Origin of the sequence: Zoogloea ramigera, assembly GCF_006539865.1 — a bacterium.
In the GTDB taxonomy this organism is placed as follows: Bacteria; Pseudomonadota; Gammaproteobacteria; order Burkholderiales; family Rhodocyclaceae; genus Zoogloea; species Zoogloea ramigera.
On record NZ_BJNV01000054.1, the window covers coordinates 18,286 to 34,653 of the forward strand.

Below are 16,368 nucleotides of genomic sequence, written 5' to 3' on the forward strand. Positions count from 1 at the left end.
CTGGAAGGCGATCAGGGGTTCTCGAAGGGGGCTTTGCGCACCGAGCGTGACTCCATTCCGGGCAGGCCTGTCATCCGCTAGCATCGCATTCATCATCACAGGTTCGACCGATCATGACATCTGCCCTCGTCTCCTCCCCCGCCTACGGTCCGGCGTGCCTCGTCCGTGAGATCGTGGTGCGTGCCGAGTGGGAGCGTCTCTACCGCCAGCTGCCGATGCCACACATGGTGCAGGCCTGGGTCTATGGCGAGGCCAAGGCGGCGGAGGGCTGGGGTGTGGAGCGGCTGGTGTTCGAACAGCACGGCCGGCCGCTGGCCATCTGTCAGGTCCTGGTCAAGCGTCTGCTCGGTTTGCCGGTGGCGGCCCGGATCAACCGCGGGCCCCAGTTCATGGCGGTCCGTCCGTCGGATGCGGACGGGCGGGCGGTTTATGCCGCCTTGCGCCAGCGCTGGCGTTTCGGACGCCGCGGTGTGCTGCTGATGGCGCCGGGGCTGGTGGAGTCGGCGTCGCTGCGGGCCTGGCTGCGGACGATGGGTTTCCGGACCCGCGGGGTGGCCGGCTGGTGCTCGGCGACGCTCGATCTGACTTTGGGCGAGGAGGCCCTGCGCAGGCAACTGGCGGCCAACTGGCGTAACCACCTCAACGTGGCGGAGCGGAGCGGCCTCGTCTTCGAGCTGTCCACGGCGCCGGAGGCTGTGGACTGGATGCTGGCGCGCCACGCCGAGCACATGCAGGAGAAGGGTTTTTCCGGGACGACGGTGACTTTCCTGCGGGCGTTGCAGCGTGAGGCGCCGGACGACTTCTTCGTGGCGCGGGCCCTGCTGAACGGCGAACCGCTCGCCGGGATGGTCGTCTTCCGCTTCGGCCGCAGCGCCGAGTACTTCGTGGGCTGGTACGGGCCCGAGGCGCGCCAGGCCAAGGCCGGCAACTTCCTGCTGTGGCACGCGGCCCAGGCCATGGGCCGTCTGGGCTGCGAGCGTTTCGACCTGGGCGGGTATTCCTCGTCGGAGGGCTACGGGCGTTTCAAGCAGGACATGCGTGGCAATGAATACCACCTGATGGAGGAGTGGCTGGCTGTCTGAGCGCTCCGTGGCTGGGCTCAGCCCAGCCCGCCCCCCCCGTGGGGGCAAGGAAACTCGGGGTGGCCTGCGTTTCCTTGAGAGCGCCCCGGGAACGGCTTGGGCATACAAGCCCCTGCCTGCGGGCAAGGGCGCGCGGTTGCCCTGCGTGTTCTTGCGACGGTGGGCCGCCTGGCCGGGCGTCAGCCGAGCTTCTTTTCGAAAAACAGAGCCTGGCCCATGGCGGGGTCGAGTTGATAGCCCTCGAAGCCGAAATCCAGGTAGGCGCGGCGGGCACCGTGGTTGCCTTCGAGCACCTCGAGTGTCAGCTTGCAGCAGCCCCGCTGGCGAGCCATCGCCTCTACATGCGCGAGAAGGGCCCGGGCGATGCCCTGGCGGCGGAAATCCTCGTGCACCACGATGTCGTGCACGTTGAGCAGCGGCCGGCCGGCGAAGGTCGAGAAGCCCTCCACGCAGTTGATCAGCCCGACCGCGCGTTGCCCGGTGTCGGATACCCGGTAGGCGATGTAGCTGAGCACCTGGGGCCGCCGGCGCAGCTCTGCCGGCAGGCGCTGGCGCAATTCGTCGCTCATCGGCTCGCCGTTGCCCGTCGGGCTCTGCATGTAGTGGTCGAGGAGGGCGAGGAAGTCGTCGCAGCTGCGGGGGTCGTCGAAGTCGGTGGCAGCGATGGCGAGGGGCTGCGCTTCTCCAGATTGCCTTGGGGTGTTCATGGCCGTGTTGCTCACTTGCCCGACACCGCGTACAGGAGGCCCACCGTGAGCGCCGTCAGCGTCAGGATGATGCTGCCCGCCACCAGCAGGATGGGCGTGTAGCTGACGATGGCGAAGTGTTTTCCGCAGTGCTTGCAGCGGAAGTATTCGGTGAAGTTGATCCCGGCAAATTTGTGGGGCTGGATGCGCGAGGTGCGCACATTGGTGCTCTTGCAGTGGATGCAGTGGGGGTTGGCGCTGCGGATCAGGGCGTAGCGTCGGGCGGGCCGGCCGCTCCGTTTTTGTGCAGCCTGATCGGGAACGGATGTGGTGTTCGCTGCGGTGTCCTGGCTGGGCGGCACGCTCTCCGGGGCGGCACTGGCTGGGGCTTCGCTGATCGGCGCGGCGACCCCGGGCTCCTGGCGTGCGGGGTGGTGGGCGCCAGGCCCCTTGTGCCGGTCGGCCGAGCGCTTGCGGTGCATTTGTGAGCGCCGGCGCAGGAGATAGGCTGCGAGCACGGCACAGAAGGCCAGCGCTGCGAGTCCTGCGGCCTTGACGTGGGGGGCGATGATCTCCCAGATGGCTTCCGGGTTGAGGGCCGGAGCCGCCGCTGGTTGGGCCTCTGTTTTGGCGGCACTCTTGGCCCGCAGCTCCTTGAGTTTCTCGTGGCCGTGCCAGGCGGCTTCGGCGGGGCTCATGCCGCTGCGGGCGAGTTGCAGCGCGTCCTCGAAGGCGAAGCCGGCCTCCCACCAGGCCAGCCGGTCGGCGGGGGTGAAGCCTTCGCGCTTCCATTCGCTGGGGTCGGAGCGGTCGAGGTCGGCCATCAGGGTGGTCGTGCTGCGCGCCGAATCCAGCCAGTTGCGGGCCTCCTGGGGGTCGAAGCCCTTGTCGGCCCAGGTGCGGGCCACCACCGGCGCAAAGCTTGCGCCCAGCCAGTCGACGGCCTCCTGGGGCTTGAAACCGTAACTCGCCCATTCCTGGGCGACCTGGGGCTTCAGGCCGGAGTCTTCCCAGCGGCTGATCCGGACCGGGGTCGTGAGGGCCGTGTCATCTACGCTCGGCTTGGCGGGTGCTGCCGCAGCGGGGCGGCCGTTGTCGGCTGCGGCACTGAGGGCCTGGATGGGTGAGGCGAGTGCGATCAGGACGGCGATGGCTGGAAGATGGGCTTTCATGGGGCGAAGATAAAGCAGGCGCGGGCCTGGGTTCAGCGAAGTTGTGGGTGGGTGCGAAATAAGTCATACGCTCCGCACACCGGGTTTGACGCAGATGGCGTGTTGGAGCGCACGTATCGGCCGGCATTTTCTCATGACAAAGGCGTTTCCGGCGCTCGAATTGTGTCCGTCCGTGTATTTCGTTCGGGAGCGGACGATTTTGCGCTGTGTGCGGCGGCTCGCAATTCAACCCGTGAAAAGGGTATCGTGGCATCAAGAGGTGTTGGGCGGGCGGCTTGCAGGCTGCGCCGCCACCGCGGTGGAGACCGGTAATGCACGAAATGTCGCTGGCGGAAGGCATCCGCCAGATCGTCGAGGACGCGGGGCGCAGGCAGGGCTTCCGAAAGGTGAAAACGGTTGTGCTGGAGATCGGCCAGCTCGCCGCCCTCGAGCCCGACAGCCTGCGCTTCTGCTTTGATCTGGTGATGAAAGACAGCATCGCCGAGGGCGCGGTGCTGCAGATCGACAGCCTGCCGGGGCGCGGCTGGTGTGCCCGGTGCGCCGAGACGGTGCCGATTGCGGCCCTGTATGATGCCTGCCCGCGCTGCGGCAGCTACCAGGTGCAGGCGAGCGGCGGCACCGAGATGCGGGTCAAGGAGCTTGAAATCGAGTGAAGGCGGTTTGAAATGTGCAATGTGTGCGGCTGTGGCAGCGGGGAGACCCGCATCGAAGGTGAAGGGGCGAAACCTGCCTATCGTTGGGCGCCGGTCGGGCGCCGCCAGGCGACCCGCGCCCAGGCTGAGGCCGCCCCTCCGGCGTCTGCGCACGCGGCGGGCGGGGAGGCGGGCGAGGGGAGCCTGCACTTCGGCCATGGCCCGGCGGGCGCCCACGCGCCGGGCATGAGCCAGGCCCAGATGGTGAAGATCGAGCAGGACATCCTCGCCAAAAACGATGGCTTCGCCGCCGACAACCGCCGCTGGCTCGCCGAGCGGGGCGTTCTGGCCCTCAACCTGGTGTCCAGCCCCGGCTCCGGCAAGACCAGCCTGCTGGTGCGCACGATCGCCGCGCTGCAGTCCCTGCCCCAGCCGGTGCCGGTGAGCGTCGTCGAGGGCGACCAGCAAACCAGCTTCGACGCCGAGCGCATCCGTGCCACCGGCGCTCCGGCGCTGCAGATCAACACCGGCAAGGGCTGTCATCTGGATGCGCGGATGGTCGGGATCGCCATGGAGAGGCTCGCGCCGCCCGAAGGCGGCGTGCTGCTCGTCGAGAACGTGGGCAACCTGGTCTGCCCGGCGGCCTTCGACCTGGGCGAGGCGGCCAAGGTGGTCGTGCTGTCGGTCACCGAGGGCGAGGACAAACCCCTCAAATACCCCGACATGTTCGCCGCCGCCAGCCTGATGCTGGTGAACAAGATCGACCTCCTGCCCCACCTGAACTTCGACGTGAACAAGACCATCGAATTTGCGCTGCGGGTCAACCCGCGCCTTCAAGTGATCTCGCTGTCAGCCAGCACCGGTGAGGGTTTCGAGGCCTGGCTGGACTGGCTGCTGACCCGCCGGAAGGCCGCCCGCATCGCCCGGGCCGAGCGGCTGGCGGGGCTGCGTGACGCCGCTGCCGATCCCGTTGCGGAGGCTGACCTCGAGCCCGCCGCCAACAGCGGCAGGGCAGGGTGAGCGTCCGATGCTGATCGTCGTCGACCCGACCCGCGTCGCCCGCCGGCTGCGGGTGCGCGGGGTGGTCCAGGGGGTGGGCTTCCGGCCCTTCGTCTATCGCTATGCCCGCAGCCTCGGCCTCGTCGGCTGGGTGCGCAATGACGGTGGCGGGGTGGAGATCGAGGTGCAGGGCAGCGAGCCGCTGGTCGAAGCCTTCACCCGCGGTCTGGTGGCCGAGGCGCCGCCCCTGGCGCGCATCGACACCGTCGAGCCGGAGGTGATCCCGCCCGAGGACGGGCGCCGTGATTTCGCGATCCTGCCCAGCGCCGGCGGCACCGTGGCCACCGCCATCGGGCCCGATGTAGGCGTCTGCCCGGCGTGCCTCGCCGAGCTGTTCGACCCCGCCGACCGCCGCTGGCGTTACCCCTTCATCAACTGCACCCACTGCGGGCCGCGCTACACCATCACCCGCAGCCTGCCCTACGACCGCGCCCGCACCAGCATGGCCGGCTTCGAGCAGTGCCCCGCGTGCGCCACCGAATATGCCCACCCGGGCGACCGGCGTTTCCATGCCGAGCCCAACGCCTGCCCGGTGTGCGGGCCGCGGCTCAGCCTGTTCGAGCCCCACGGCGTGCCGGCCCTGGCGCGCGATGCGATCGCCGAGACCCTGCGCCGCATCCGCCTGGGCGAGATCGTGGCGATCAAGAGCCTGGGTGGTTTTCACCTGGCCTGCGACGCGGCCAACGCTGCGGCCGTGGCCCGCCTGAGGGCATCCAAGCAGCGCCCCGACCGGCCCCTGGCGCTGATGCTCGCCAATCTTGCCAGCGTCGCCCCGCTGGCCCGGCTGGGCGGCGCGGCGGCAGCCACCCTCGAGAGCGCCGAGCGCTCCATCGTGCTGCTCGACAAGCAGGCCGGCTTCGACGCCCGCCTGCCCGGCATCGCGCCGGGGCTCGACGAAGTGGGCATCATGCTGCCCTACACGCCGCTGCATTACCTGCTCTTCCACGAGGCCGCCGGCCGCCCCGCCGGCACCGCCTGGCTCGCCGAAGCCCAGCCGCTGGCCCTGGTGATGACCAGCGCCAACCCCCACGGCGAGCCCCTCGTGCAGGGCAACGACGAAGCCTTCGAGCGTCTCGCCGAGATCGCCGACGTGCTCCTGATGCACGACCGGGACATCGTCGTACGCTGCGACGATTCGGTGCTCCGCCTGCGCTCCGACCTGCCCGTCGGGCCGGGTGAGGCCGCCGGGGCGGGCGTCCAGTTCCTGCGCCGGGCGCGGGGTTTCACGCCGCTCGCGATGCCGCTTCAAGAGGCCGGCCCGCCGGTGCTCGCCTTCGGCGCTCATCTCAAAGCCACCCTGTGCATGGCCCGCGGGCGCGAGGCCTTTCTATCCCAGCACATCGGCAACCTCAACAGCCCGGCCGCCTGCGCCGCGCTCGACGAGGCGGCCGAGCACCTGCAGACCATCCTGTCGGTGCGCCCGGCGGCGGTGGCCCACGACGCTCACCCCGACTACTACTCCACCCGCGCGGCGCTCGAGATGGCGGCGCGCCTGGGCGTGCCGGCGGTCGCCGTCCAGCATCACCACGCCCACATCGCGGCCGTGTGCGCCGAGCATAGTCTCGATGGCCCGGTGCTCGGCTTCGCCGCCGACGGGGTCGGCCTCGGCACCGACGGCATGCCCTGGGGCGGCGAACTGTTGCAGGTGGACGGGGCCGAATTCCAGCGCCTGGGGCATCTCGCCCCGCTGCCCCTGCCCGGGGGCGACCGCGCGGCCCGCGAACCGTGGCGCATGGCCTGTGCCGTGCTGCACGCCCTCGGAGGCGCCGACGAGGCTGCCCGGCGTTTCGCCCACCAGCCCCATGTGGCTCAGGTGCTCGACATGCTGACGCGCGGCACCCGCTGCCCACCGACCACCAGCCTCGGCCGCTGCTTCGACGCCGCCGCCGGCTTGCTGGGCCTGTGCGAGACGATGACGTTCGAAGGTCAGGCGGCCATGCTCCTCGAGACCGCCGCCCGAGCCTATGGCAAGGCGCTGCCCCTGCCCGGCGGCTATCACATCGACCGTCGCTCGCCCGACGGGCCCCTTGTGCTCAACCTTTACCCGCTCTTCAATCAGCTGGCCGAAGAAACCACGCCCGAGCGCGGTGCCGCCCATTTCCACGCCAGCCTCGTCGACGGGCTTGAGCACTGGATCGGCGAAGCCGCCGAGGCCAGCGGGCTGCGGCGGGTGGCGCTGGCCGGCGGATGCCTGCACAACCGCGTGCTGGCTGCCGGCCTGCGCAGCAAGCTGATGGCCCGCGGGCTGGCCGTCTTCGAGGCCCAGCACGTGCCCCCTGGCGACGGCGGCATCGCCCTCGGCCAGGCCTGGGTCGCCCGGGCGCAGCTCATGACGGGGCCTGCGACTTGAAAAAATCGGCTCACACGCCGGGCAGCGTGCGCCGGCTCGAAGACATCCCCAACGTCGGTTGCGCGGTGGCCGATGAACTGCGGGCCCTCGGCATCACGGCGCCGATTGGGCTCGTCGGCCGCGACCCGTGGGCCCTGTACGCCGAGCTCAACGCCCGCCGCGGCTTCTGCCACGACCCCTGCCTGCTCGACACCTTCATCGCCGCGACGCGCTTCATGGCCGGCGAGCCGGCCCGGCCCTGGTGGCATTACACGGCCGAGCGCAAGGCGCGCCAGGCCGCCAGCAAGGACTGATCCCATGTGCCTCGCCATCCCGACCCGCGTGGTCGAACTCCTCCCCGACAACCAGGCCCTGGTAGACCTGGGCGGCGTTCGCAAGGCCATCTCCCTCGAACTGGTGGACGATGTCGCGGTGGGTGATTACGTGATCATCCACGTAGGCTACGCGCTCACCCGGCTCGACCCCGACGAGGCGGCCCGCACGCTGGCGCTTATGGCCGAGGCCGGCCTCGACGTGGGCGGCGCGGGGGCGTGCCCATGAAATACGTGGACGCGTTTCGTGACGGCGAACTGGCCCGCGGCATTGCCGCCGCCATCGCCCGCGAGGCCAGCCCGGCGCGCCGCTACGCCTTCATGGAGTTCTGCGGCGGCCACACCCACGCGATCTCCCGCTACGGCCTGGCCGACCTGCTGCCGCCCCAGGTCCGGATGATCCATGGCCCGGGCTGCCCGGTCTGCGTGCTGCCCATCGGGCGCATCGACCAGGCGATCCGGCTGGCCCTCGACGAGGGCGTCACCCTGTGCACCTACGCCGACACGCTGCGGGTGCCGGCCTCGGCGGGGCTCACGATGCTCCGCGCTCGGGCGCAGGGTGCCGACATCCGCATGGTCTATTCGGCCGCCGAGGCGCTGGCGCTGGCCCGCCGCGAACCCGGGCGGCAGGTTGTCTTTTTTGCGATCGGCTTCGAGACCACCACGCCGCCCACTGCGCTGTTGATCCGCCAGGCGGCGGCGCTGGGCCTCGCCAACTTCAGCGTGCTGTGCTGCCATGTGCTGACCCCGCCGGCGATCGCCGCGATCCTCGACGCCCCCGAAGCCCGGGCGCCGGGCGGCGTGGCCCTCGACGGCTTCATCGGCCCGGCCCACGTGAGCACCGTGATCGGCAGCCGCCCCTACGCCCGCTTTGCCGCCGAGTACCGGAAACCGGTGGTGATCGCCGGCTTCGAGCCCCTCGACGTGATGCAGGCGATCCTCATGCTGGTACGCCAGGTGAACGATGGCCGCGCCGAGGTCGAGAACGAGTTCACCCGGGCCGTCACCGACGACGGCAACCTCAAGGCCCAGGCGCTGATGGCGGATGTCTTCGCGCTGCGCGAGAGTTTCGAATGGCGCGGCCTCGGGGTGCTGCCCCGCTCGGCGCTGCGCATCCACGAGCGCTACGCCGCCTTCGACGCCGAGGCCCGCTTCGGGCTCGTCTATGTGCCGGTGGCCGACCACAAGGCCTGCGAATGCGGGCCCATCCTGCGTGGGGTCAAGGCGCCCCTCGACTGCAAGCTGTTCGGCACCGTGTGCACGCCCGACACGCCGATGGGGGCCTGCATGGTGTCCTCCGAGGGCGCCTGCGCCGCCCACTACACCTACGGGCGTGTCCGCGACCCAGCCGGCCCCCACTGATTTCTGCTTCAGATTTCTCGCCTCGCCGCCGATAGAGCTTCAAATGGTCTGCACCAGGCCGAGCGAGGAGACAACAAGTGAAGTTTTTCAGCAAACTGCGCGGAACGTCCATGTCGGGCGTCGCCATGCTGCAGTGCCGTGCCGCAGAGCTCGAGCAGGCGCTTGCCGCCCTGTCGATCAAGCCGACTTTCATCAACGCCTACGTGTCGCCCCACCTCGACATCGATCAGGTTGCCCGCACGGTGACCCGCCGCTTCCCCGGGGTGCCGATCATGCTGTGCTCCACCGCCGGTGAGCTGTGTTCGGCGGGCGAAGGCCTCTACTGCAACACCGGCGATCAGTGGGGCAGGGTGGTGCTGCAGTGCTTCGATGCCTCGCTGATCGCCCAGGCCAGCGTTGTGGCGGTGCCCCTTGGTTGCGAGGACATCCGCCGGGGCGACGTCGACATGCCGGTCAAGGAGCGGGTCGCCCGGATCGCCCGCAACATCCAGGCGCTGCAGGTGGGCATGGAGATCGACCACCGGGATACGCTGGCGTGCGTCCTCTTTGACGGCCTGTCGGCCTCCGAATCCTTCTTCATGGAGGCGCTGTACGACTCCGGGCGCTTCCCGTGCCTGTTCGTGGGCGGCTCGGCAGGGGGCAAGTTCGACTTCCGCAACACCTGGCTCCACGACGGCACCCGCCGCCTCGAGAACCATGCCCTGATCGCCTTCCTGAAGGTCGCCCGGGGCACCCGCTTCGGGGTGCTGAAGAGCCAGAACTTCGTGCCCGACGGCCCGCACTTCCCGGTGCTCCACGCCTCCCTCGAACAGCGCTACGTGAGCGAAGTGATCGACGCCGATGGGCGCGTGGTGTCCTTCATCGACGCCCTGTGCGCGCATTTTCGCTGCGCCCCGCGGGAGCTCGAAGCCAAGCTGGCCGACTTTTCCTTTGCGATCCAGGTCGGCAAGGAGATCTTCGTGCGCTCGGTGGTGCGGGTCGATGTCGAGGCCAGGCGGGTGTATTTCTACTGCGACATCTCCCCGGGCGACGACCTGCTGCTGGTGCGCCGGACCAAGCTGGTGCAGAGTACCGAAGAGGATTTCCGGCGTTTCATGGCCGGCAAGCCCGGTGCGCCGGTGGCCGGCATCCTCAACGACTGCATCCTGCGGCGGCTCTACAACGACAAGGACCTCGCCCATGTTCGCCAGGCGCTGCCCTGCGACCAACTGGCGGGCTTCTCGACCTTCGGCGAGATCCTCGGCCTCAACCTCAATCAGACCCTCACCGCGGTGTTCTTCTTCCGGGTGCCGGAAGGCGCGGGCTTCCGTGACGACTACGTGGACTACTTCGTGGCGCACTACGGCGAGTTCAAGGCATTTTTCCTGCGTCGGCAGGGGGCCAAGCTGGCCGGCTTGTCCAAGCTCATCGTCACCCAGATCGACGACTACCAGGCCCAGCGCTTCGACAGCCAGCTCGACGCGTCGAGTTTCGACGAGGGCATTGCGCCGGTGGTGCATGGCCTCAACAGCCTGGGCCGCACATTGAAGTCGTCCCGCGACCTGCGCGAGAGCACCGCCCTGCAGCTCGAAGAATGCGCGGGCGACCTGTATGCCTCGATGGGCGTGCTCGCCGCCACCACCGACGAGCAGGCGAAGGTGGTGGCCCAGGTGGGCGACACCGTCGAGGAGCTGTCCCGCCAGGCCGGAGACGCCGCCGGCAGCGCGCGCAACCTGGCCCATTCCAGTGGCCGGATCCAGGGCGTCGTCGAGATCATCCAGCAGATCGCCGACCAGACCAACCTGCTCGCCCTCAACGCCGCCATCGAGGCCGCCCGCGCGGGCGAGGCCGGTCGCGGCTTCGCGGTGGTGGCCGACGAGGTGCGCAAGCTGGCCGAGAAGTCGCGCACCAGCGCCGGCGAGATCGGCGCCGACATCTCGACCCTGGCAGCCGAGATCAACCGGGTTGCCCAGGAGATCGGGCGCCAGGCGGAGGACGTGTCTGGCGTGTCGGGCATGTTGCAGGATATCGAGGCCTTCAGCAGCAAGACCACCGAGAGCGCCGACCATGCACGGCTTGTCGCCGATACACTCAAGAACCTCACCGACAATCAGCTGAGGCAGGCCTGAGCCACGGCGCGTCCGTGGCGGTCGGGGCTGCCGCGGCGCGCACCATCATGAAAAAAAACTACGTCCGCCCCCTCGATCTCGCCTGCGGTGCCGTCGATCTCTCCCACGGCGGAGGGGGGCGTGCCATGCTTCAGCTCATCAGCGAGGTCTTCGGCCGCGCCTTCGACAACGAATGGCTGCGCCGGGGCGACGACGGAGCCGTGCTGCCGGCGCCCGCCGCCGGCGAGCGGCTGGTGATCGCCACCGACGCCCATGTGGTCTCGCCACTGTTCTTTCCGGGTGGCGACATCGGCTGCCTCGCCGTGCACGGCACCATCAACGATGTGGCGATGATGGGCGCCCGGCCGCTCTATCTGGCGGCCAGCTTCATCCTCGAAGAAGGCTTCCCCCTGGCCGAGCTCGCCCGCATCGTCGCCAGCATGGCCGCCGCCGCGAAGGAGGCGGGCGTGCCGGTGGTGACCGGCGACACCAAAGTGGTGGAAAAGGGCAAGGGTGACGGCATCTTCATCACCACCACCGGTGTCGGTGCGCTGCCGGCCGGGCGCGAGCTGTCGGGCGCCAACGCCAGGCCCGGCGACGCGGTGATCGTCTCGGGCACGCTGGGCGACCACGGCATGGCGATCATGGCCCGGCGCGAAGGGCTTGCCTTCGAGTCCGGGATCCGTTCCGACACGGCGGCGCTCCACGGTCTCGTCGAGTCTGCGCTGGCGGCGGTGCCGGGCCTGCGGGTGCTGCGCGACCCGACCCGCGGCGGCCTGGCGGCCACCCTCAACGAGATCGCGCGCCAGTCCGGCGTCGGCATCGTCCTCGACGAAATGGCGCTGCCCGTCAATCCCCAGGTGGCGGCGGCCTGCGAGTTCCTCGGCCTCGACCCGCTGCACATCGCCAACGAAGGCAAGCTCATCGCCATCTGCGCGGCGGACGAGGCCGACGCCCTCGTGGCCGCGCTGCGCGCCCACCCCCTCGGCGCCCGGGCGGCGCGGGTCGGCGAGGTGTGTGCCGACGAGCGCTGTTTCGTGCAGATGAAGACCGCCCTCGGTGGTCGCCGCATGGTCGACTGGCTGGCGAGCGAACAACTGCCGCGCATCTGCTGAGTCCATTCAAGCCACTGGCTAAATGGCCGTAGTTCAGAGGTGTTTGGTGTAATGAGGTGGTGCTGCAATGAAAATCTCTGAATCCAGCCTGGAGCTGCAGGCCAGCAGCCTCAAGGCGACCCGTCTCGAGGTGAAGGAAAGCCTGTCGGCCTGGGTCGGCCAGGGCGCTGCGGTGGAGCGGGGGGCCCGGGCCTTGCCCGAGGTGCGTGTCTCCGAGGCTGCCCGGGAGGCCTTGCAGGCTGACGAAAGCGCCGCGACGGGGGCTGCGGCGGAGGATGCGCCGCTGGACCCGAAGCTGGAGCTGGTCAGGGCCATCGTCGAGATGCTCAGCGGGCGCTCGATCCGGGTGCTTTCGAGCGAGGACATCCAGGCCGATGCGGCGGCAGAGGCGCCGGCAGGGCAGGGCGGCAGCCGGCCTGCCTTCGGCATCGAATATTCCCGCAGTGAAACCATCGAGCACTACGAGGCAGCCAGCTTCGAGGCCGCCGGTACGGTGCGCACCGCCGACGGGCGTGACATTTCTTTCAGCCTGAGCCTGTCGATGCAGCGCTACGAGAGCGAGACCCGCAGCCTCAGCCTGCGGGCCGGCAGCGCTGCGGCGAAAGACCCGCTGGTGCTCAACTTCGGCGCCGACGCGGCGAGCCTGCGCAGCCAGCGTTTCAGCTTCGACTTGCTGGGCAATGGCGACGAGGTGGACATGCCCTTGCTCGGTGAGGGCAGCGGTTTTCTGGTGCTCGACGCCGTCGGCGGCGGGCGTGTCGAATCCGGGCGCCAGCTCTTCGGGCCGACCAGCGGTGACGGCTTCGCCGATCTGGCCGCCTACGACAGCGACGCCAACGGCTGGATCGACGAGGCCGACCCGGTGTTCGGCCGCCTCGGTGTGTGGACGCCGGACGCCGAGGGCGGTGGTGCGGTGCGCAGCCTGGCGGAGGCTGGTGTGGGCGCCCTGGGGCTCGACCGGGTCGCCACGCCCTTTGCGCTCAAGGATGGCACTGAGCTGGGGGCGGTCCGCAGCTCGGGCGTGTATCTTCGCGAGGCTGGCGGCGCGGGCACCCTGCAGCAGGTGGATGTGGTCGTCTGATCAGCCCTGGGTACGCTGCCGGAAGCCTTCGGGCACCGGCGCCGGCCGTCTCGCCGTGTAGTCGAAGAACAGAATGCCGGTCTTGCCCCGGGCGACCTCGCGGCCGCTGGCCTTGTCGCTGGCCTGCCACATCAGGTCGCAGCCGTACTTGTTGAAGTCGGCGGGGGTGATCTGGAAAACCAGCGTCTCGCCGTGGAATGCTTCGGATTTGTACTGCATGGCGGCATCCGCGACGACGATGCCTACGCCTTCCACGTCCAGTTCGGTATAGCCGAGGGACTTGAAAAAACGCACCCGGGCCTCGGAGAGCAGGCCGATCAGGGCGGCATTGTCGAGGTGATGGCCGTAGTTGATGTGGCCGATGTAGATCGGGATGTCGGTGGTGAACAGAAAATGCTCGGGGAGCTCGATGATCACGCGGGCCATGGACGCGTCCTTGGGTGGTTTGTCGGTCGGCGGATTATCGCAGGGCCGGCCGATTGCCGGCTCGAGATGTGGCGGGCAGAATGATGTGCTCACCCCGATCCGGAGCCTGCCCGTGGAACGCTTCACCATCTCCCTCGACGAAGAGCTGGCCCAGGCCTTCGATGCGCTGATTGCCGCCCGGGGCTATTCCAACCGCTCTGAGGCGGTGCGCGACATCCTGCGCAGCCAGATCGAGGCCAGCCGCCTGGCTCGGGAGGACGCCCCCCACTGCATCGCCAACCTGTCTTACGTCTTCAATCACCACGAGCGGGAACTGGCCGAGCGGGTGACCCACGACCAGCACGCCCACCACGACCTCTGCGTGGCGACCCTGCATGCCCACCTGGATCACGACAACTGCATGGAAAGCGTGATCCTGCGGGGGCCGACCGACGCGGTGCGGGCTTTCGCCGATGCCCTCATCGCCCGCCCCGGCATCCGCCACGGGCAGTTGAATCTGGTGAGCGCAGAATATCGGGAGCAGCCCCACAGCCATTCCCACGCCGACGGGCACAGTCGTTCCCACGGTCACTATCGGCCGCGGAGCTGAGCTGCCACAGGCTGGCTGGAGCGTCGATTTTCCTCGCAGGGTGGGTGTGACCCCTGTGTGTGCACTAAAATAAAAGCTTCTTACCTGCCCGGTGCCGGCCCCATGTCTCCCCTGCCTGCCGACAGCTTTGCCCTCGTCCTGCTGGTATTCGTGCTGGGCGTGAAGCACGGCTTCGACGCGGACCACCTGGCCACCATCGACGGCTTGACGCGCTACAACGCCCGGGCCCGGCCGCGGATGGCGCGCTTCTGTGGCGGCTTGTTCTCGCTGGGGCATGGGGCGGTGGTCGTGGCCATCGCGTTGGGGGTGAGCCTGCTCTCCGGCGGCTGGTCGGCGCCGGAATGGCTGGAATTTTCAGGGGCCTGGATTTCGATTGCTTTCCTGGTGCTGCTGGGCGTGCTCAACCTGCGCGCAGTCTTCGCCGCAGAGGCCCATGAGGTGGTGCGCCCGGTGGGCCTGAAGGGGCGCTGGCTGGGGCGTCTTGCGCGGGTCTCGGACCCGGCTGGCGTCGCCATGGTCGGGGCGCTGTTCGCCCTGTCCTTCGACACCGTGAGCCAGGCTGCGCTGTTCGCCGTGGCCGGTGTGCAGGCCGGCGGCTGGCAGCACGCGCTGGGGCTGGGTCTGGTCTTCATGGCCGGGATGCTGCTCGCCGATGGGGCCAACGGCCTGTGGCTGGCCCGTCTCATCGCCCGGGCCGACAGCGCGGCGCGCATCGCGTCGCGGGTGATGGCCGTGGCGGTGGCGGGCGTCAGCCTGCTGGTGGCCGCCTACGGCGCCGCCCGGTTGGTCCTGCCCGGGCTTGAGGCGTGGGGCGAGGGCAGGGAGCTGCTGCTCGGCGCCAGCGTGATCGCGGTGGTGTTTGCGAGTTTCCTGGTCGGCCTCCATCTGGCGCGCCGCAGTGGTCTGCGCCAGGGCGTCGTCTGAACATCGAGTGCCGATGGGAGCCTGGTCGGTGCGGCGCATCGCGCTGTGAGCGTGTAGCATTCGGCCCCTATCAGGCCCTCGTCGTGAAGTCCACCTGGTGTCTTGATCGGGTTCAAGGTTGCCATGGGGCACCGATGGCACAGTGGGCGCCTGCCGTGCGGGGTGACGCCTCGTCGCGTGACACCGATATCGCCGTGAGTCCCCGTTGAACACCGAAAGCCCTCTCGTGACCATGACTTACTCAAGCTTGATCCTGATTGTCCGTCGGAGGCCGGCTTGAGGGATAAGGGGCTCCTTTACGCCGTCGGCGCGTCCATCGTTGCCCACGGCCTGGTGCTGGCTCTGGGGAGCGGCCTGCCAAGGCCTGTGCTGGAACCGCGCCCCATCGAAGCCCGCCTGTTGCCGCGGGAGTCTGCCGAGGCGCCCGCGGCGAGCCGCCCTGCGCACCCACAGCCGCCCGCGCCGCATCGGGTGTCGCCGGAGCCACCTCGTCAGGTGAAGACGCCGCCCCGTTCCGAGGCTGTGGCGCCCCCGCCGCAGCGCATGGTGGCGCCGCGCGCAGATCCCGCGACACCCAGCGTCGCTGCCGGGGCCGGCGCCCCCGTCACGACCGTTCACAAGGCTGACGCGGCACCTGCCGTCATCACTCCCGCTGCGCCCGCGCCCGTTGCCAGTCACCCCGCTGCGCCACCCAGCTACGCGCCGCCGAGTTTCGGCGCCCGCTATCTGGACAACCCGAAGCCTGCCTACCCGATGCTTGCGCGCCGCCGTGGGCTGGAAGGGACGGTGCGCCTGGAGGTCCAGGTGTCCGCAGAAGGGATTCCGACTGCGGTCAGGGTTAGGGAGAGCGCCGGTCACGAGGCGCTCGACGAGGCGGCGATGACCGCGGTCTGGCACTGGCGCTTCGTTCCGGCCAGGCGTGGAAGCGAGGCGGTTGAGGGCGTCGTTGTGGTGCCTATCCGTTTCCGGCTGGGCGATGATGAGGCGGCCTGAACACGGTTTCTTGTCGTCGCAGGAAGGTGTCACCGCGGCGGTTCACGAAAAGACGCAGATAGTGTTTGACAGCGCGGGAAACGATGTCTAGAATGCGCAGCTTCTCGCTTGGAGGGGTTCCCGAGCGGTCAAAGGGATCAGACTGTAAATCTGACGGCACTGCCTTCGAAGGTTCGAATCCTTCCCCCTCCACCAACAGTTTATAGCTGTGTGCTCAGTCGTGAGTTCTGCGGCGTGAGCGGTGAATGTGAGTCGTTGCGTTGTAAAGCGGGTGTAGCTCAATGGTAGAGCAGAAGCCTTCCAAGCTTATGACGAGGGTTCGATTCCCTTCACCCGCTCCAGGTTGAGTGTGTGAGGCCCATGTAGCTCAGTGGCAGAGCACTCCCTTGGTAAGGGAGAGGTCGGCAGTTCAATCCTGCCCATGGGCACCATCGACTTGATGGTGCGGCAAATCATAGTTGGTGTTCCGATTTCCTGATTTTTTGCGGGGTTGATGATA

Annotated in this window: 16 protein-coding genes and 3 tRNA genes; 16 read left to right on the forward strand and 3 right to left on the reverse strand. The window is 69.0% G+C overall.

The features are described from left to right. Positions 1 to 113: 113 nt before the first annotated feature. Positions 114 to 1,082: a lipid II:glycine glycyltransferase FemX gene (locus tag ZRA01_RS14665; RefSeq protein ID WP_141353503.1), complete on the forward strand. Its 969-nt coding sequence runs from the start codon at positions 114 to 116 to the stop codon at positions 1,080 to 1,082. 179 nt (positions 1,083 to 1,261) lie between these two features. Here ZRA01_RS14665 and ZRA01_RS14670 read toward each other — a convergent pair whose 3' ends face one another. Together ZRA01_RS14670 and ZRA01_RS14675 are read right to left on the reverse strand one after the other, a co-directional pair. Next, positions 1,262 to 1,789, reverse strand: coding sequence for a GNAT family N-acetyltransferase (locus tag ZRA01_RS14670; protein ID WP_141353505.1), 528 nt, complete (start codon positions 1,787 to 1,789; stop codon positions 1,262 to 1,264). Positions 1,790 to 1,800: 11 nt separating this feature from the next. Beyond that, positions 1,801 to 2,940 (reverse strand): hypothetical protein, encoded by a 1,140-nt coding sequence (locus tag ZRA01_RS14675; protein WP_141353507.1) that lies wholly within the window; start codon positions 2,938 to 2,940, stop codon positions 1,801 to 1,803. Positions 2,941 to 3,251: 311 nt separating this feature from the next. Between ZRA01_RS14675 and hypA the strand changes: the two genes are divergently transcribed. From hypA to ZRA01_RS14720, 9 genes are all read left to right on the forward strand, one after another. After that, positions 3,252 to 3,593, forward strand: a complete 342-nt coding sequence (hypA, locus tag ZRA01_RS14680) for a hydrogenase maturation nickel metallochaperone HypA (RefSeq protein ID WP_141353509.1) — start codon at positions 3,252 to 3,254, stop codon at positions 3,591 to 3,593. Positions 3,594 to 3,605: 12 nt separating this feature from the next. Next, positions 3,606 to 4,592 (forward strand): hydrogenase nickel incorporation protein HypB, encoded by a 987-nt coding sequence (gene hypB / locus ZRA01_RS14685; protein WP_141353511.1) that lies wholly within the window; start codon positions 3,606 to 3,608, stop codon positions 4,590 to 4,592. A gap of 7 nt (positions 4,593 to 4,599) precedes the next feature. Continuing rightward, positions 4,600 to 6,981: a carbamoyltransferase HypF gene (gene hypF / locus ZRA01_RS14690; protein WP_141353513.1), complete on the forward strand. Its 2,382-nt coding sequence runs from the start codon at positions 4,600 to 4,602 to the stop codon at positions 6,979 to 6,981. Then, a complete protein-coding gene (locus ZRA01_RS14695; RefSeq protein ID WP_141353515.1) occupies positions 6,978 to 7,274 on the forward strand; it encodes a helix-hairpin-helix domain-containing protein in 297 nt (98 codons plus the stop codon). The genes hypF and ZRA01_RS14695 overlap by 4 nt, the downstream gene beginning before the upstream one ends. A gap of 4 nt (positions 7,275 to 7,278) precedes the next feature. Next, positions 7,279 to 7,521 carry a HypC/HybG/HupF family hydrogenase formation chaperone gene (locus ZRA01_RS14700; RefSeq protein ID WP_141353517.1) on the forward strand — a complete coding sequence of 81 codons (243 nt, stop codon included), beginning with the start codon at positions 7,279 to 7,281 and terminating at the stop codon, positions 7,519 to 7,521. Then, positions 7,518 to 8,654: a hydrogenase formation protein HypD gene (gene hypD, locus ZRA01_RS14705; RefSeq protein WP_141353519.1), complete on the forward strand. Its 1,137-nt coding sequence runs from the start codon at positions 7,518 to 7,520 to the stop codon at positions 8,652 to 8,654. Before ZRA01_RS14700 ends, hypD begins: the two co-directional genes overlap by 4 nt. A 77-nt stretch (positions 8,655 to 8,731) precedes the next feature. Then, the gene (locus ZRA01_RS21440) at positions 8,732 to 10,762 is read left to right on the forward strand and encodes a methyl-accepting chemotaxis protein (protein ID WP_246093686.1); all 2,031 of its coding nucleotides are present in this window, start codon (positions 8,732 to 8,734) and stop codon (positions 10,760 to 10,762) included. A 47-nt stretch (positions 10,763 to 10,809) separates the two neighbouring features. After that, positions 10,810 to 11,856: a hydrogenase expression/formation protein HypE gene (gene hypE / locus ZRA01_RS14715; RefSeq protein WP_141353521.1), complete on the forward strand. Its 1,047-nt coding sequence runs from the start codon at positions 10,810 to 10,812 to the stop codon at positions 11,854 to 11,856. A gap of 67 nt (positions 11,857 to 11,923) precedes the next feature. Further along, positions 11,924 to 12,937, forward strand: a complete 1,014-nt coding sequence (locus ZRA01_RS14720; RefSeq protein WP_141353523.1) for an SPM autocatalytic domain-containing protein — start codon at positions 11,924 to 11,926, stop codon at positions 12,935 to 12,937. On the opposite strand, the gene ZRA01_RS14725 is transcribed toward ZRA01_RS14720, so the two are convergent. Continuing rightward, positions 12,938 to 13,363 carry an acyl-CoA thioesterase gene (locus ZRA01_RS14725; RefSeq protein ID WP_141353525.1) on the reverse strand — a complete coding sequence of 142 codons (426 nt, stop codon included), beginning with the start codon at positions 13,361 to 13,363 and terminating at the stop codon, positions 12,938 to 12,940. It lies immediately after the preceding gene. Between the two features lie 112 nt (positions 13,364 to 13,475). Between ZRA01_RS14725 and nikR the strand changes: the two genes are divergently transcribed. The 6 genes from nikR (at position 13,476) to ZRA01_RS14755 (ending at position 16,300) form a co-directional block, all read left to right on the forward strand. Further along, a complete protein-coding gene (nikR, locus tag ZRA01_RS14730; RefSeq protein WP_141353527.1) occupies positions 13,476 to 13,952 on the forward strand; it encodes a nickel-responsive transcriptional regulator NikR in 477 nt (158 codons plus the stop codon). 102 nt (positions 13,953 to 14,054) lie between these two features. Then, complete coding sequence (locus ZRA01_RS14735) at positions 14,055 to 14,876, forward strand: HoxN/HupN/NixA family nickel/cobalt transporter (RefSeq protein ID WP_141353529.1); 822 nt, start codon at positions 14,055 to 14,057, stop codon at positions 14,874 to 14,876. Between the two features lie 495 nt (positions 14,877 to 15,371). Then, a complete protein-coding gene (locus ZRA01_RS14740) occupies positions 15,372 to 15,869 on the forward strand; it encodes an energy transducer TonB (RefSeq protein WP_141353531.1) in 498 nt (165 codons plus the stop codon). A gap of 110 nt (positions 15,870 to 15,979) precedes the next feature. Beyond that, positions 15,980 to 16,064 (forward strand) — tRNA-Tyr (locus tag ZRA01_RS14745). 72 nt (positions 16,065 to 16,136) lie between these two features. Further along, a tRNA-Gly gene (locus ZRA01_RS14750) sits at positions 16,137 to 16,210 on the forward strand. A 15-nt stretch (positions 16,211 to 16,225) separates the two neighbouring features. Continuing rightward, positions 16,226 to 16,300, forward strand: a tRNA-Thr gene (locus tag ZRA01_RS14755). The last annotated feature ends 68 nt before the right edge of the window (positions 16,301 to 16,368 follow it).

Excerpts from the sequence above, each read along its gene's own strand:
- ZRA01_RS14665 (WP_141353503.1), top strand. The coding sequence starts at position 114 with ATGACATCTGCCCTCGTCTCCTCCCCCGCCTACGGTCCGGCGTGCCTC.
- ZRA01_RS14670 (WP_141353505.1), bottom strand. The coding sequence starts at position 1,789 with ATGAACACCCCAAGGCAATCTGGAGAAGCGCAGCCCCTCGCCATCGCT.
- ZRA01_RS14675 (WP_141353507.1), bottom strand. The coding sequence starts at position 2,940 with ATGAAAGCCCATCTTCCAGCCATCGCCGTCCTGATCGCACTCGCCTCA.
- hypA (WP_141353509.1), top strand. The coding sequence starts at position 3,252 with ATGCACGAAATGTCGCTGGCGGAAGGCATCCGCCAGATCGTCGAGGAC.
- hypB (WP_141353511.1), top strand. The coding sequence starts at position 3,606 with ATGTGCAATGTGTGCGGCTGTGGCAGCGGGGAGACCCGCATCGAAGGT.
- hypF (WP_141353513.1), top strand. The coding sequence starts at position 4,600 with ATGCTGATCGTCGTCGACCCGACCCGCGTCGCCCGCCGGCTGCGGGTG.
- ZRA01_RS14700 (WP_141353517.1), top strand. The coding sequence starts at position 7,279 with ATGTGCCTCGCCATCCCGACCCGCGTGGTCGAACTCCTCCCCGACAAC.
- hypD (WP_141353519.1), top strand. The coding sequence starts at position 7,518 with ATGAAATACGTGGACGCGTTTCGTGACGGCGAACTGGCCCGCGGCATT.
- hypE (WP_141353521.1), top strand. The coding sequence starts at position 10,810 with ATGAAAAAAAACTACGTCCGCCCCCTCGATCTCGCCTGCGGTGCCGTC.
- ZRA01_RS14720 (WP_141353523.1), top strand. The coding sequence starts at position 11,924 with ATGAAAATCTCTGAATCCAGCCTGGAGCTGCAGGCCAGCAGCCTCAAG.
- ZRA01_RS14725 (WP_141353525.1), bottom strand. The coding sequence starts at position 13,363 with ATGGCCCGCGTGATCATCGAGCTCCCCGAGCATTTTCTGTTCACCACC.
- ZRA01_RS14735 (WP_141353529.1), top strand. The coding sequence starts at position 14,055 with ATGTCTCCCCTGCCTGCCGACAGCTTTGCCCTCGTCCTGCTGGTATTC.